10 protein-coding genes are annotated in these 15,385 nt (G+C 63.1%); 1 reads left to right on the forward strand and 9 read right to left on the reverse strand.

The features are described from left to right. Positions 1 to 3 precede the first annotated feature (3 nt). The 9 genes from ACVMIH_RS11215 to ACVMIH_RS11255 all read right to left on the reverse strand — a co-directional run bounded on the left by ACVMIH_RS11215 (position 4) and on the right by ACVMIH_RS11255 (position 13,616). Positions 4 to 1,809, reverse strand: coding sequence for a serine/threonine-protein kinase (locus ACVMIH_RS11215; protein WP_456861697.1), 1,806 nt, complete (start codon positions 1,807 to 1,809; stop codon positions 4 to 6). Continuing rightward, positions 1,806 to 2,582, reverse strand: a complete 777-nt coding sequence (locus ACVMIH_RS11220; protein ID WP_141339661.1) for a PP2C family protein-serine/threonine phosphatase — start codon at positions 2,580 to 2,582, stop codon at positions 1,806 to 1,808. Before ACVMIH_RS11220 ends, ACVMIH_RS11215 begins: the two co-directional genes overlap by 4 nt. Positions 2,583 to 2,588: 6 nt before the next feature. Next, positions 2,589 to 3,290 (reverse strand): type VI secretion system-associated protein TagF, encoded by a 702-nt coding sequence (tagF, locus tag ACVMIH_RS11225; RefSeq protein ID WP_057019588.1) that lies wholly within the window; start codon positions 3,288 to 3,290, stop codon positions 2,589 to 2,591. Further along, the gene (gene tssM, locus ACVMIH_RS11230) at positions 3,287 to 6,835 is read right to left on the reverse strand and encodes a type VI secretion system membrane subunit TssM (RefSeq protein WP_057019589.1); all 3,549 of its coding nucleotides are present in this window, start codon (positions 6,833 to 6,835) and stop codon (positions 3,287 to 3,289) included. The genes tagF and tssM overlap by 4 nt, the downstream gene beginning before the upstream one ends. Positions 6,836 to 6,880: 45 nt before the next feature. Continuing rightward, a complete protein-coding gene (tssL, locus tag ACVMIH_RS11235) occupies positions 6,881 to 8,254 on the reverse strand; it encodes a type VI secretion system protein TssL, long form (protein ID WP_456861700.1) in 1,374 nt (457 codons plus the stop codon). A 149-nt stretch (positions 8,255 to 8,403) separates the two neighbouring features. Beyond that, complete coding sequence (gene tssK, locus ACVMIH_RS11240; protein WP_456861702.1) at positions 8,404 to 9,741, reverse strand: type VI secretion system baseplate subunit TssK; 1,338 nt, start codon at positions 9,739 to 9,741, stop codon at positions 8,404 to 8,406. A gap of 48 nt (positions 9,742 to 9,789) precedes the next feature. Continuing rightward, entirely contained in the window at positions 9,790 to 11,166 is a 1,377-nt protein-coding gene (gene tagH, locus ACVMIH_RS11245) for a type VI secretion system-associated FHA domain protein TagH (protein ID WP_456861704.1), read from the reverse strand. Positions 11,167 to 11,178: 12 nt separating this feature from the next. Continuing rightward, the gene (locus tag ACVMIH_RS11250; protein ID WP_168858787.1) at positions 11,179 to 11,742 is read right to left on the reverse strand and encodes a DUF6931 family protein; all 564 of its coding nucleotides are present in this window, start codon (positions 11,740 to 11,742) and stop codon (positions 11,179 to 11,181) included. Between the two features lie 5 nt (positions 11,743 to 11,747). Next, a complete protein-coding gene (locus ACVMIH_RS11255; protein WP_057019593.1) occupies positions 11,748 to 13,616 on the reverse strand; it encodes a type VI secretion system Vgr family protein in 1,869 nt (622 codons plus the stop codon). A 349-nt stretch (positions 13,617 to 13,965) separates the two neighbouring features. On the opposite strand from ACVMIH_RS11255, the gene ACVMIH_RS11260 reads away from it, so the two are divergent. Beyond that, the gene (locus ACVMIH_RS11260) at positions 13,966 to 15,279 is read left to right on the forward strand and encodes a type VI secretion system protein TssA (protein WP_456861706.1); all 1,314 of its coding nucleotides are present in this window, start codon (positions 13,966 to 13,968) and stop codon (positions 15,277 to 15,279) included. Positions 15,280 to 15,385 lie beyond the last annotated feature (106 nt).

Below are 15,385 nucleotides of genomic sequence, written 5' to 3' on the forward strand. Positions count from 1 at the left end.
AGCTCAATTGGTGAGCATCACATAGCGTCCAGCCGCGGTGATGGTCACGTTGCCGCGTTGAGCTTCGCTGGTTGCCTGCAGGAAGAATGTGTCGGCAGCCATCGGTCGCGGCTGGCGCAATGAATCCAGAACCCGCGGGGCTGCGACGGCCAACAGGAGTTGCGGACCGGTCGTACGCTCCATCGGCAGGGCAAAGGAAAGCGAATCGACGCCCGGCTTCAGGAGGTAGGACAAACTCCGCACCTCGCCGCGATCCGAGACCATGAGCAGTTCCACCACCCGGTTGGCAAAATTCTCGACGGTCCCATTGAGGGTCTCGCCGGCCTTCAGCTCCGTCGCCGACAGGTTGATGCGCGGCGCCCGCGCTTGATCGCTTCCGACCTGACTGAGGAATTTGACGGCCGGACATTGTGCCTGATTCACCTGCCTGACGCCGACCGAAGCCTCAAATCCCTGCTCCTTTCGAAACGCCTTGTCGAAGGTATCGAACGGGGCGGTCGAAGCGCCGAAGCCTTCAATGACGGCTGCGCTTGAGCTCACGGCAACAGGCAGGATGAAGAAGCAGTCGCCGCCCGCATACTGGGCAACATATTTGCGGATGCGCTCGGCTCGACCCGGCCCGTCGGGGGACGGAGACGGCGTCAACGTCGGCTGAGACGGCAGCTTCACCGGCTCCTGACGTGCCGGCGGTGGCGGAGCAGGCTCGCTCGTCGGCGCGGATGTCCCGGCGAGTTTCGGAGGTGGCGGCAAGGCCGCCAAGCCCGATGTCTTCCAGACAAATTTATAGAAGGTGTACCCACCGCCGCCCAGCAGAAGCAGCAGCCCCGCGACGCAAGCGCTGAGCCAGATGCGGCGAGAGTTCCGCGTGGTTGATGGCACCCGCTCCTGCTGCGCAGACGTCCCGGCTTCCGGCTTCCCCAATGGATCGAAGCCGTAGAGCGGCGCGGCGGACCGCTGCGCCGAACCCGCCGGCGTCCAGTTGGCGACTTCCGCCATGGTCGGGCGCAACGCCGGGTCCGGCTGCAGCATCCTCTCGAGAAGCGGCCTGATGCGCATGTCCACTGCGCCGAGATCGGGCACGCGCCGACGCTTCTCGACCAGCTGAAACTGGCTCCCGCCCATATCGAGCTTCTGTCCGGTCAGGGCATGGAACAGCACGAGACCAAAGCTGTAGACGTCGGATTTCGCGGTGACATCGTTGCCGTACAAGCCGACCTGTTCCGGCGACGCGTAATTGTCCTTGCCGGCGAAGCCGGAGCCGATGATGGTCTTGTCACCCATCTGCGTCGACCGGGCGATCCCGAAGTCGATAATCTTCGCCCGCCTTACATCGTCGAGCGGCACGATGATGTTATCGGGGGAGACATCGCGATGGATAATGCCGTGCTCGTGAGCGGCCTGAAGGCCCGATGCGACCCGCCGCATCAACTTGATCAGCGCTTCGAAGGTCAGCGGCCCGTCGTCGAGCATGTTCGACAGCGAGCGTCCGTTCACAAACTCCATCGCCAGATACGGGCGCTGCAGTGCGGGTTCGACCGTGAACAGGAAGTAGCGAACGATTGCTTCGTGCGGAAGATTGTGAAGTGCCGCGGCCTCCCGCCGGAACAGCGCAAGCGCCGCCTCGTTGTCGACCATGTCGGGGAGCAGCATCTTGACCGCGACGGGCGATCCGGTCTGGATCTCGCGGCATCGGTAGACCTCCCCCATGCCGCCTGCCCCGATCATCGTCTCGATCTGGTAAATGCCGTTGAGCCGCGTGCCGGCCGGCACACCGCGGTAGGATGACCGAAACGGATCGTTCGCGGTCATGGTCGTGGCTCCTGATCGAGCGGCGTCCTCGTGGGCTCTGAGGATCGCGGCGCGAGCAATCGCACGATCACGATCGTGACGTTGTCGAGCCCGCCACGCTCAAGCGCGAGCGCGAGCATGTCGTCGCAGGCTGTCTGGGCAAGTCGAGTGGCCGCGTGCTGCTCGATCTCGTCGTCCCGCACGTGCCGGGTCAAGCCGTCACTGCAAATCACGAAGATGTCTTCCGGTTCGGCCGGACCGGTCACCACCTCGAGCTCGGGGTCGGCGACGACACCGACAGCACGGGTGATGGCATTGCTCGGCCAGTCCTGGACCTCTTCGCGCGACAGCGCGCCATCGGCGATCAGCTCCTCCAACTCGCTGTGATCGTGCGACACCTGTGTGATGCCGTGGCGGTTGATCAGGTACACCCGGCTGTCACCCGCCCAGATGCAGGCATAATGGCCGTCGCGTACGAGCAGGACTGCCGTTGTGGTCCCGACAATGGCACCCTGCCTTTCATGGCTGAGTGCCAGGATCTGCTGGTTGGCGCTGAACAGACGCGCCTCGCATTGCGCCAACAGGTCCGCCGCGGAGTCCGGCGCGCCGATGGAATCAAGCGACTCCACCACGATGCGGCTGGCAAGATCGCCCGCCTCGTGACCGCCCATGCCGTCAGCGACGGCCCACAGGCCGACGTCGGTCCTTACCAGGCACGCATCCTCGTTCCGCGCCCGCACCCGTCCGGCGTGAGTGACGCTACCGACATCGAACAAGGAGGGGACGTGTGCCATCGCGCGTCATCCCGTCCCGGATACTTCGCGGCCAACGTCGCCGGTCAGCAATGTGGAATAGCGAAACGGATCCGGCAATCCGCGGCAACAGAGTGCGACCGGCGAAAACCCTTCGCCCCCGGCGGTCCACCAGAAACTAGCCGCGGCATAGACTTGAGGGTTGGCGCCGCAGAGCGTGCCGAACGACTCGGCAAACCCGTCGACCGTCGAAACCATTCCCAGCGTCGCATCGCTCAGCGACACGACCGGCGGTCGATCGGTCCCCGGCGTCCGCAGACGCGGAAGCGCGAGACGATCCAGTGCATCGGATATCTGCTCGAACGTCGCAGCCCGGTCCAGGGTCGAGAGCAGGAACGTCTCCACTTGCACAAACCATTCGTCCTGCGGATCGATGTGTGGCGGCGACAGCGCGGCGTCGCCATCCGGCACCGCATGCAGCGTCAACGGATAGTATCGCCCCACGCCGTCAAGCGAGGGCATGATCGCTCCTGCGACGGTGGTGCCGCAGATCGCGGCGCCAAGCCAGAATCGCCAAATCGGCGCGGTCAGGAATGCTTCCTGCCAGCCGGCGCCGAGTTGATGGCGGCTCGCAGAGATGGCTGCCTGCACCCACGGCTCCCAGACTTCGAGGAAGCTGCGCGGCGTCGCGATCGCGATGAAATCACGCTTCGCGCCGATCTTGCCGAATAAGCCGCATCGCATGGTCATATTCCGGTCGGGCAACGAAACTCGCGGAGCACTGACAGGTTTAACGGATTGCGCAGCGATCCGGTCGAAATCTGATAGTTGAGCTCGCGTCCGGCAACAATGAACGTTGCGCTGGCGGATTCCGCCTTGGCGACCAGCGAGCCAGCCTCCAGCATTCGGAACAACGACCAGGGGCCGATGCGCTCGAGCACGGATGGCGAGCCGGTCTCGTTGCTGACCGAAATTGCCGTCCGCGGCGATGGGCCGGGCCAGAGCACCGTCGTCGGTGAATTGCTCTGCGGCGGCGGCGGCGGAGCGGGTTGCGGCGCGCCAAACATGGAGGGGGTTGCGGCTGGTCCTGGTGTGGTTGGGCTCGTGATCGTCGTGCCGCCGATCTCGGTCTTGACTGTGATGCCGGGTCCGGCCGCGGCCGGCGGCCGGATCGCAAAGGACACCGCCGGCACACCGCCGCCAGTCTGGAAAAAGGCGTCGCGGATATAGGCTGCGTTCTGGAACTGCTTTAGCGTATCGGGCGAGAACGATCGGCCGACGGGGCTCTCCTTCCGCCAGACCCATTCGGATCGCGACGTATCCGCATAAGGCGCCAGGAACTGAGTGAAGAACTTGTCCATGACACCGTTCGGGCTAAACAGTTTGGCAAAGTCCGCGAGCGGGACTTCCTGACCGCTGCTCCGTACGAACGGGTAGCGGTTGGTCACCGTCTGCTGACAGACCGGCGTGACCTGATCGCGCAACGACTGCAGGATCTGACCGGCCGTGGAGGCGGCGATGCTGCCTTCGAACTCCCCAGCCGCCGCCCGCAGCATATCGGAAAATGGTGGCGGCATACGCGAGGCATTGTTGCGCAACGCCGCAACCTGGGTCTGAAGCCCCGCCGTTGCTTGCGCCGTCAGCTGCGGATTCTCGACCATCAGCGTCAGATTCTGCGCGATGTCGTTCAGGTTTGCGATCGTCGAGTCGATCGGCCGGCGGGTGCTCTCCCCTTCAAGCACTGCATGGTAGGGTTTGAATTGCGACTCGATCGCCGCACCGGGCGTACCATCCTGGGCGTTGTTGAACAGCGCCGGCGCGGTCACCGCGGGCGGCGCGGCCGGCGTGCCGCCGCTCGCCGGCTTCGGGCGTTCCTTGGTCAGCATCGTCTCATCGCGCACCGACTCCAGGATTTGCCGCATCGGCGAAGTCGGCGCCGAAAGCGCCCTCAGCACCTCGTATTTCGGCTTGTCGGCGAGCAATTTCTTCAGACGCAGACTGCCGAGCGCGGTCCGCCACGTCGTCACGAACTCATTGGAGTAGATGCTGAGCAGATCGCCGGCCAGATTGTCATACTGCTGGTCGATTGCCGATTGCTGGCCGGCGTCACCCAACACCCACCGCTCCCGCTTCATGCGCTCCGACAATCCGGGCAGTCGAGCGATGAACTTCTGATTGAAGCCGTTGTAGGTGAAGAACTCGGGCACCCGCACATTGTCCAGGGGCTGCCCAGTCGTGGTTTCGAAGACAACTGCCACGTCCGGACCGCCTCGGCGGCTGGCGATCCAGTCGCCGGCGGTCGATCCTCGAGCCTCCGACTTCAGGAACTCGTAGGCGCGTTGCGAGACGCTAAGGCGCGCCAATGAATTCTGGGCCTGCTTGATCAGCCGTCCGTCAAGCTCGACCAGCGGCGGCTGCTCGGTTTCGAGGTCGAACATGGCGACGAGATTTTCGTCGAGCAGACGCCGCCCTTCCGCATTGGTCGCGCCAGGATAGAGATTGTCCGCCCAGTCGCGCTGCATCCAGGAACGGATGAGCTCGCGGTCCGGGGATTGCAGGCCGCCGAGCATCAGGTAGACCTTCAGCGCCTCATAGACGAAGGCAGGCTCGTTGATGCGCGCATTGAGCTGCTCTTCCAAACGGTACAGCAAGCGAGGCCTGAACATGCGCTCAAGCGCGGTGTGATAGGCTGCCTTCGCGGGCGACAACAGGCGCGCGTGCTGACTGAGCCCGTAGCGCGCCGACAGTGCGACCGGCTCATTCCGTGAGGCATAGCCGGCCGGGGCGTTCCGCAGCCGATAGAGCAGCGGCAGCACCTTGTCGAGATCATGATCGGCGATCAGCGTTTGCTTGATGAGCGGCGCACCGGCGGCCGCATACTCGCTGTCCGCCTGCAAGCTCTGCTCGATCAGCTCGGAGTTGCGCTTGTAGCTGGTCAGCCACACGCCGATCAGCCCGATCGCCACCAAACCTATCACGGACAGCGCCGCGGTCTTGAGGATCAGGGCGCGGCGCACCGCAGCGCGGTCGGTCGAGACCCATTCGGCCTCGCCGATGATGACCTTCGAAATCAAATCGGCGAGGAAATAGCTCTTGCCGGTTCCGGAGTACGATCCGGCACCGACTTCCTCCGCGCCGAACGTACGCGCCAACGATCCGATCAATTGATCGATCGGCGTACCCTGCTGAGTGCCCGACGTGAAATAGAATCCACGCAGATTGGCGTTCACGTGATACCGTGTCGGCTCAAAAATCTGGTTGAGGAAATCGTGGATCTGCGGCTTGAGCCGCGCCATCTGCGCCGGGAAGCCAAACAACTGCACCCGGTGCTGCGGCGTGGGCTCGTCCTGCAGACGGTCGAGCGTTTCCTCGCTCAGACGCTCCAGCAGGCGATCGAACTCGACCGGGACCTGCCCCACCAGATTCTGGGTCTTGTCGGCGGTCTGGAACGTGGCGCCCCAGACCTGGCGCCGGCCGGCCTCGCTGAGATAGGCGAAATATTCGGTGAAACCGGCAACGAGATCGGCCTTGGTGAACAGCGCGTAGACCGGGAAGCTCACTTTCAGCCTTTGATGCAGTTCGAGGAGCCGCATCCTGATGGCATCGGCATGAAGCGCGAGTTCCTGCTTCGGCAGCGTCAGCACGTCCTCCAGACTGATCGCGACGAGAACGCCGTTGATCGGCTGGCGCGACCGATTTTTTTTCAGGATGTCCAGGAAGGACAGCCAGCTTTCCTTGTCGGCTTTGCTGTTCGAATCCTGGGTCGTGTAGCGACCGGCGGTATCGATCAGCACCGCTTCCTCGGTAAACCACCAATCGCAGTAGCGAGTCCCGCCGACGCCGGCGATCGCCGCCGGCGTCGCCCCGCGCGCGAGCGGAAACTTGAGTCCCGAATTGACCAGCGCGGTGGTCTTTCCCGCACCGGGCGGGCCGATAATGACGTACCAGGGTAGGTCGTAGAGATATCCGGACTTGTTGCCGCTCGCGGTCTTGAGCGTTGCGAGCGCATCCTTCATGCGCTCCTTGAGCACCGGCTCGTCGCTGACAGCCTGGTCCGCAGCGCTGACGCCGTCGGCGATCTCTTTGGCATTCTTGCGTCGCTTGAAGAAATGAAGGCCGGTGATGCCTGCCGCCGCCGCGCCGAGCAGCAGGATCGCGATCTGGCGAACGATGTGATTTTCCAACGGATGCCAGTCGCCGAAAGCAACGAAGGGACCGGCAAGGTAGATCACTGCTCCAAGCGAGCTGAGCCCGACTCCATAGAGAACGATGCGTAGAATGTCCTTGGCGAGCATATTGATCGGTACCTGTCGCTTATCGCGTGAGCTTCTGGCGTCCGCCTATTCGCTACGTTCGATGAAGATTTCGACCCGACGGTTTTTGGCACGCCCCTCGGGTGTCGAATTGCTGGCAATTGGTGAATCCGATCCCTTGCCGTCGACATCGACGCGCGAACCATCGGCCAAGCCGGGCTTCAGCGCGGCGGCAACCGCCTTGGCGCGCTCGACCGACAGTTCGAAATTCGAGGGGAAACGCACGGTGCGGATCGGCGAGCTGTCGGTATGGCCAACCACCCGGATTCGGCCCGGCTCCTTGTCGAGCGTCGCCGCGACGCGGGCCGCGATCGGCTTGAAACCATCCAGGATGGTTGCCTGGCCCGAGGCAAACAGTGCGAGATCGCACACCCTGATCACGATGAAGCTCGCCGTCTGATCCGCGGTCATGGCGCAGGCCGTCTTCTCCTGCGCAAGCGCGTTGCGAATGCGCTGCAGCTGGGTGATGCGGTCCGGCGGTGGCGGCGGAGGCGGTGGTGGCGGCGGCGCAACGACGCGGCGCTTGAGCTCGATCGGATCGCCGGGATGCAGTGCCAGCGCGACTTGCGCAGCATTCTCCGCACGGCCAGCCAGCAACGTTCGCAGAACGAAATAGGATCCGGTTAACAGCGCAGCGACCACGGCCGCAACCAGCCAAACCGGAATACGCAAGTGCTTTCGCCGACCGGCCAAGGCCTGTCCGCGCCAGTGCGGCGACAAATCGTTGGTCGGCTTGGGCCGAACCCGGCGCAGCGTTTCATAGAGGTTGCGCTGGATCACCTGGAGGTTCGCAAGCCCGCCCGGCGACGTCCGGTGGATGCCCTGAAATCCGAGCGCAAGGCAGGCGTGCTGAAGCTCGAGCACCGGATAGTTGACGAGCGGATCAGTCTTCAAATGGTCGAGAATCTCGAAGAAGCGTACGCCGCCCACGCGCTCGCCGAAGAACCGGCTGAGCATCGAGTATTGGGCCCAGACGTGCCGGTCGTCGGTCGGAATGTGCTGCACAATATCGTCGGCGGTCGCGCACAGGATATACTTTGCCGTATTGGCCTGGTGCTCGGAAATGCCCGCCGAGCGGATATCCTTCTCGAAGAACTTGATGGCGTCGGCGACCTGCTCCATCAGGCTCGCGAATGACGCCCGCATCAGCGCGACGCGCAGCCGGCCAAGCAACTGCAGCAAAGGGCCGCCGGCGCGCATCACCGGATTGGCGTTTGGCGCAACCAGATCGTCGACACGCAACAGCGGTCCGGGCGGCAGGATCGGTTGCGGCGCCTGAGCCTGCGCCGGAGTCGAAATCCATTCCTCCGAGGGCTGGCTGGTCGGCGGGGCGGCGTAGCTTGCGCCCTGCGGTGTGGGAGAAAACGAGGGCGGCGGCGAAGGGGCACCAGGCGAAGCCATGGGCGATGGCGAGTACGCTGGACGGCTGGCAGGTCCCTCGCCTGCTGGAGCTTGAGGAGCCGGAGCCGGCGGCATCTTCCCGCCGGGGTTCGGACGGATGATGGTCCGCTCACCCCGACCGAAAGGATTAACCGGCTTGTCCCTGTCGGTCATGGCCGCTCTTCCAGGATGGCCCAAAGGTACAACTCAAGCTCCGGCCAGTCGCCGGAAAAATGCATCCCGATCGAGGCCGCGGTGCTGAACTCGGGCCACAGCGGCGACTTGCGATCGAGATAGAAATAGACGTGGTCTGTGATGGCTCGGATGTGCGGTGGCGGCGTCGGCAGATGCACCAGGGTCAAACCCGGCAGGTTTGCGTGCACGATCTCGGTCATTTTCGTGTTGGGCCCGACCTTGAACAGGTGCGGGAATTCATTCTGGATCTCCACGAGAGGCCGCCGCGCGGCGACCTCCAGCACCAAGGTCGCATTTCGGAACAACGCGCGATCGCGGATCGGCGATACAAATGCGTTCTGGGCGCGTTCAATGATCTCCAGACGGATCGCCCGCCTGCCCAGCCGCGCGCTCAGGAAATCCTGGATGTCGCGCACCAGCGGCGTGAAGACGTATTCGAGGTTGTCGTGATCGTATGCCGGGTAGTCCCGCGCGCGTCGTTCGGTGGTCGCGAAGGTCGCAAGCTCACCGGCAAACCTCAGCAATTCCTCGTAGAGCCGTTCCGGATGTACACTGCCGGATCGTTTGAAATGAGTCAGCACCGGAATGGTCCGGTTCAGTACCTGCAGCACCAGATAGTCGACGCTCTGCAAACCGCCGCCGGACGACGGATCGACTGCGTAGCGCGCAAGCTCGTCGAGCTTGGTCTCGACCCAGCCGATGATTCGATTGAGCCAGCCATCGACAACCGGATGCGCGGCGCAGACCAGCATCGGCGGCACAAACTTGTCGTCGAACAGGATGTTCTTGTCGCGCACTTCGAGGATGCGAGCGATGCCGAGACCCATGTATCCCGGCTTGCTCGTCTTGCGCAGCTCGAACGACAGGCGTGGATAGACAACGTCGATCTCTTCTTCGATGCGCAGCGCCGAGGTTGAATCGATAAACGTTTCGGCAGTCCGAACGTAGCGACTTGCGCTGTCGGTGCGATCCTCATCCACCTCCCGCGTATTGGGAGCCGCGACCGGCATCATCAGCCAGACGATCTGGCCTGCGGCCGTATCCGGCACTTCGATGGCTTCCGGGATCGGACTGTCGGCAGGAATATCGAACGGCGTTCCATCCGGCATGACGCCGGTCGCACCGCGCACGGCGAATTTGCTCTGCTGGGTAAGATCGTTATCGATCTCGAGCTGGGCAAAGCCCCAGGGGTACGGTGTCGTGTAACGAACACGCTTTTCCAGCAGATGCTCGAGATAGCGATCGTTCTGCTGCAAATGATGCGGCCGGAGGAACAGGCCTTCCGACCAGAACACTTTGCTGTACCAGGACATTCCTACATCCACTCGGCAATGATCGGCGACTGCATCGTCACCGACAGTTCACTTTGACCCCGACTTGTCTGCGCGGTCGTAATATTCGGAGAAATGCAGCATGAAGGTATCGATCGGCGCGCTCTCGTCGCGACCGAGATGCGCGTTCCAGCGCGTCAAAAATTCATCCCAGAGCTTGCTCTTGTTCGAGCCAAACAAGGACCGTGCGCCGCGCTGAAGCTCGAGCTCGCGCGCCATCAGCGTCGGATCGATGCTGGCGATTAGTCCCCGGACGGCATGCTGCATTGCCGCATAGGTCTTCAATTGATGGGATTTGAGGTCCTTGAAGCCCTGGGCGAACGCATGCGGCGCATCGAGGTAACTGCGGGTCGGCGGCCCGAACAGGATACGCATCGCGTCTTCCGCGGTCGGCGAGAATTTCAGCGGATTGTTCTCGATGGCCTGGATGGTGGTTTGGCTGGTGCTGCGCGTCAGCTGCTTGGCCTGGGTGCGCGCCTGCAGCAGGGCCATCAAGTTTTCCACGGTCATGCGCAGGATGACGCCAAGCTGTTCCGCGAGTTCGGCTTCGGTCTTGTCGGCAAAGAAACCGTCCGGCAGCCCGGCAGCACGTGCGACCAGGCGCGCAAACTCCGGATTGCCGATCGACGCCGCCGTGGCCGGTACCGGCTCGGCCAGTTGCGGCCGCGGCGCTCCCACATGCCCTGTCGGTGAGGGCACCGGCGGTGGCGGGGCAGCCGCTTCTTCGTCGGCCCATACCGACGGTCGGCGCGGCGTCGGCATCGCGTGCACCACGTCGACCGGCGGTTTTGGCGTGGCGACCGGACCGGCTGCCCAGCTCATGTCGTCGTGCAGCGGCGGCTCGCGTTGAGGCATCTGCGACGAATACCGGACAGGATCCACACCCGCCGCAGGAACGCTCGCTGCCCAGTCCAGGAATTCCGGATTGACGGGCCGCGCGGCCTCGCGCGGTTTTCGCAACTGCTGCGGGTCGATTGGCGGCGGCACGTCGCGACCGGGAGCCCACAGTTCGTGGTAATCGGCGTGCTGCTGAGCGAGCGGAGCTTGCTGCTGCGCACCATGGCTCGGAGTGTCCTCGGCAGGCTCATCCAGGTCCAGCGAAACGCCAATGACATAGTGGCCGATGACGAGCCGATCGCCGTTGCGCAGCCGATGCGGTCCCCGCATACGCTGGTCGGCACCATTGAGAAAGGTGCCGTTGGTCGAGACGTCGTGCAGCCAGTAGCCGCCATCGCGATAATGGACCTCGCAATGCTTGCCCGAAATCATCCGCGCCGGATCGGGCAATGTCCAGTCGAGATGGCGGTCCCGGCCAATGTCGACCGAACGCCTTCCGGTGACGGTAAATGACACAGGGCCGCCGTCTGGAAGGTTCGGCTCGTTCTCGATGTTAAAGCGAAGCACCATCACATCGTCTCATCAGCGTGGAGGGCGCGGTTCGCCGCGTGCCAATTGAATACCATCCTCCAGGCAGGCCGTCATTATCCGGTCCCTGGACTCACGGGTAAGCCGGCAGAGGCCGATCAAAAGGGCTGCGCGAACCGCACGCGCCGTCTGATCCGGCTTGGCTTCGACCGGCGCAAATTCCGCGGGAACCACGCTTCCGCCGGACCAACCCGCCGCCAGCGCCAGCCAGGTCGCCGGCTGCTCGAGATCGTTGGCATTGCCGACCGCCAAAGCCTTGTTACGCGATTGCTCGTCCGGTTGCCGGACCCAGGTTTCGGCAAAATTGAGCGACCTGCCTTCATTGCCGTCGAAATGATCGAACATCTGCCGCAACGAGCGACAGCCCCAGGCGACGGCCACACGCCTGGGGAGCAGATACGCGCAGAAGGACACAGCCTGGTGCCAGTTGCCCGCATCGGCCGCCTCCTGCAGGAAATCCAACGACAGTTTGTCCGGAGCGGCTTTGCCGACGTCGTAGCGCGCCAGCGGATAGGCTTCGAAGAGATCGCGGACTGTGCTGAACCGAACCTGATTCATGGCTGTCAGCCGACAATGGTTGGCGTGCCGTGGGCAACCAATGGGCCGCCGGCGGCGAGCGCCATGGCGGCCTGCGCGGTCATGGTGATGGTTGGGGCGTTGATGACGATGCCGGCTGGAGACAGGATGATCTGGCTTGGACCAACCTGCAGGGTGATATTGACGTTGGCCGAAAGGGTGATGCTCAGGCCCGCATCGACGGACTGATCCATCGCCAGCTTGACGTGCTGACCGCCCAATTGGATATCAAGCTTGTCGTTGCCGTTCTTGAGCGTGGTCTTGCGGGTATCGCCGCCGAACGCCGCCTCACCGATGGTCCTGGTCTCGGTGTCGCGGACCGTGACGTCGTAGTCCTTCTCGGCGTGCAGGGTGATCTTCTCGGACCCCTTCTTGTCCTCGAAGTTCCATTCGTTGTAGCCGCCTCCTCCCTTGGTCGAGTCGGATTTCAGACCCGCGATCGTCTTCTTGGACGGCAGGTCGTACGGCAGCTTGTATTCATCGTTGTATACGGTCCCTATCACCAGGGGCCGGTCGGGATCCCCTTCCAGGAATTCCACGACCACCTCCTGCCCGACGCGCGGGATGATCTGACCGCCCCAGCGCTTGCCGGACCAGACTTGCGCCACGCGCAACCGGCACGACCGCTTCTTCTTCCGATCCCAGAAAAAGCGAACATAGATTTCGCCCAGCGACTCGACGTCGATTTCCTCGCTCGAATTGTCGTCCTTGGTCACCACCTTGGCTGTCTGAATGCCGTTGATCCTCGGCTTCGGCGTCGTCATGGGAGATCGAAACGGCCGATCGCTCGGCAGAAATTCGTAGCTGCCGAAGTAGACGTGCTGTCCGGCGTCGCCGGGGCCGCCAGTGCGATAGGATTCGATGGAAAACGAGTGAGCTGCCCGTACCACGAGATATTCGACGTTCTGCGAGTCTTTCGCGTGCTTCTCGAGCTTGGTTAGTCCGCCCGGGAACAGATTGACGGCGTCGCCGTTGCCCCGGCGGCGACGATCCATCGCCTGCTCAGCCTGGAGCTGGATCTTCGCGTATCGCTCGCCGTCGGATTTCTCCTTGAACTTGCCGGGATAGTCGTAGAACTCCATCTCGGATCGCGTGTAGTGCTCGGAGCCCTTGGCGTCGCTGATCATCTGCGCGTTTGGCTTCTGGTAGTTGTAATCGTTGAGCTCGATCTTCCCGGTGCGGAACCGGCGCTCGGAAGCCCATTCATAAATATGCTGCTCGCCGCGACGATCGGAGCCGGTGAGCGGGATGTAGGGGATCTTCGCAAGACCGTTGATTGGACTGTGCGAGGACTTGGAGTCAGCCAGCACCAGCGTGTGCTTGCCGCCTTCATGCTTGAAGAAGTAGTAGATCCCGTGCTGCTCCATCAACCGGCACACGAAATCCAGATCGGTCTCGCGATATTGAACGCAGTATTCGAGCTTTGGACATGAGCCCTCTTCGGTAAGCTTGGACTCATAATCCGTGAAGCCGCGCTCGTTGAAGACCTCCTTGATGATGTCGGGCGCCTTCTTGTCCTGAAAGATCCGGCAATCGGTGGTCCGCGACAGCAGCCACAACCAGGGCCTCAGCACGATCCGGTAACTGAAATAGTCGTTCTTCACCCCCAGCCATTGGGCTTCCGTGAGAATGCCGCTGAACTCGCGTTCCTTCTCGTGCAATTTGATGGTGAGGGTGCACTGCTTGCCGATGGCCCGATCGAAGTCGAGATCGGCTTCCTCGCTGAGACACTCGATGCGATATTCGAACAGTTCGCTCAGACCTTCGGCGGCCTCGAACCGGGCAAAAACCAGAACGTCCTTGCCAAGGGGGGTCTTGAGCTCGCAGAGGCGGGTATCCTGGGTAAGCTGGCCCATGTGGGCGTTAAACTCCCTCGTTGACCGCACGAGCTGCGCAACCGGCGCATCAGGCGGTCAAGCACGAACAACCTAAATCCGAGCCGTCCATCGGTGGGATGGCCGACAAGTCCGCTCGGTGTCACTCTCCTGACGCGGCAACGCACCCGCCCGGGGAAGCCACTGCGGCACTCATGTAGTCGGTTCCAAGCGCTTGCTGGTTCACGGGAAACCGCCACCATCGCGGGAATGAACCGAGGCCGGCGTTGATCTGACCTACCAGTCAATCGGATCATGATCCCCCGCGTGATCCGCCAGATGTCATGGACCTGGTCGAGGGGCCAGGGCCTCGCAGACGGATCCTCTTTGCATGCTCGACGTCGCATCCCTGACCCAGCCCATCGACCCGGACGATCCCTGCGGGCCTGACCTCGATGCGGCCGGCGACGTCCAGTACCTGAACTTCTTCGCAGCTGCGGAATCGCTGCTGCCGATGTCGTATTTCGAGGTCGTCAATGCGAACGGAGAGCGCGGACGCTTCGACCCGAAGGCCATCGATATTGCCGGCCAGTTCGCCGCTGCGCAGCCCCTGTTGGCTCGCACCCGCGATCTGCGCCTGACCATGCTGCTCGCCAAGTTTTCCATCCTGAACCGCGATCTCGACGGCTTCCTCGGCTGCCTGCGGGCAACCACCCTGCTGCTCCGCGAACAATGGGAAGCGGTTCACCCGAGGGGCGAGGACGGCGACTATGCCTTTCGTGCCGTCACCATCGAGGCGATCGACGTGTTTCCGACGGTGATCAACCCGCTCCAATTCCTCCCCCTGATCGAAAATCGAAGGCACGGCAGCCTCAACTACCGTGCCTATCAGATTGCCAAGGGTGAAATTCCCGCCGGCGATGCCGATGTCGACATGCCAGATCTCGGAACCATCGAGCGCATCGTCGCCGAGACCGATCTCGACACCCTCAAGGCGGTGAGCGCCCGCTGTTCGGCGGTCGCTGCCGAGATTGCCGGCATCAAATCGGTTTGGCACGAAAAGTTGAACTCGGGGCAACCCATCAGTCTCGACAGGCTGGCGGGCGTCGCGAACGGCTTGTCCAGCTGGCTCGCAGCTCTGGTGACCGCACGCGATCCGGCCGCAGCTGCCTCATCCCCGGAGGAGACCGCCCAAGACGGCCCACAGCCTCCGATCGAAATCGCCGGCGCAGTCACGTCACCCGGACAGGCATCCGCGGCGCTGGCGGCGGCTGCCGACTACTTCGCTCGGAAGGAACCGTCGAGCCCGGCGCTGTTGCTGGTGCGGCAGGCGCAGGACATGGTTGGCAAATCGTTTATCGAAGTGATGCGGATGCTGATGCCGGCCCACGTGGAAACCGCCGCCATCAATATCGGTCGCGACAAAGTCTTCGACCTGCCGATCGAGCGCATGGCGGAATTCGCCACCTCGCTCCCATCCGCGGCCGAAAATGAGGCTCAAGGTACTGTTTTTGCAGCCGAAAACAGAGCCCAGGCGTTGGACTTGCTGAGCAAGGTCGCGTCGTTCTTCCGGGCCGCGGAGCCGTCCAGCCCGATCCCGTTCCTGGTCGATCGCGCACGTGAACTCGCGCAGCGAGACTTCCTCAGCCTGCTGAATGAAGTGTTGCCGGAGGGCGCTCTGAAGGCGATCGATAAATCGAATTGAACCCGCCTTCCGTTCGACGGGACTAACTGCACGGAAGGAAGCTCCGCCGACGAAAGACCGAGGCACTTCCCTGCCTGCGTCGCGCAAGTCGGCTTCCGCAGATATT

This window comes from Bradyrhizobium sp. USDA 4503 (genome assembly GCF_054055815.1).

Excerpts from the sequence above, each read along its gene's own strand:
- ACVMIH_RS11215 (WP_456861697.1), bottom strand. The coding sequence starts at position 1,809 with ATGACCGCGAACGATCCGTTTCGGTCATCCTACCGCGGTGTGCCGGCC.
- ACVMIH_RS11220 (WP_141339661.1), bottom strand. The coding sequence starts at position 2,582 with ATGGCACACGTCCCCTCCTTGTTCGATGTCGGTAGCGTCACTCACGCC.
- tagF (WP_057019588.1), bottom strand. The coding sequence starts at position 3,290 with ATGACCATGCGATGCGGCTTATTCGGCAAGATCGGCGCGAAGCGTGAT.
- tssM (WP_057019589.1), bottom strand. The coding sequence starts at position 6,835 with ATGCTCGCCAAGGACATTCTACGCATCGTTCTCTATGGAGTCGGGCTC.
- tssL (WP_456861700.1), bottom strand. The coding sequence starts at position 8,254 with ATGGCTTCGCCTGGTGCCCCTTCGCCGCCGCCCTCGTTTTCTCCCACA.
- tssK (WP_456861702.1), bottom strand. The coding sequence starts at position 9,741 with ATGTCCTGGTACAGCAAAGTGTTCTGGTCGGAAGGCCTGTTCCTCCGG.
- tagH (WP_456861704.1), bottom strand. The coding sequence starts at position 11,166 with ATGGTGCTTCGCTTTAACATCGAGAACGAGCCGAACCTTCCAGACGGC.
- ACVMIH_RS11250 (WP_168858787.1), bottom strand. The coding sequence starts at position 11,742 with ATGAATCAGGTTCGGTTCAGCACAGTCCGCGATCTCTTCGAAGCCTAT.
- ACVMIH_RS11255 (WP_057019593.1), bottom strand. The coding sequence starts at position 13,616 with ATGGGCCAGCTTACCCAGGATACCCGCCTCTGCGAGCTCAAGACCCCC.
- ACVMIH_RS11260 (WP_456861706.1), top strand. The coding sequence starts at position 13,966 with ATGCTCGACGTCGCATCCCTGACCCAGCCCATCGACCCGGACGATCCC.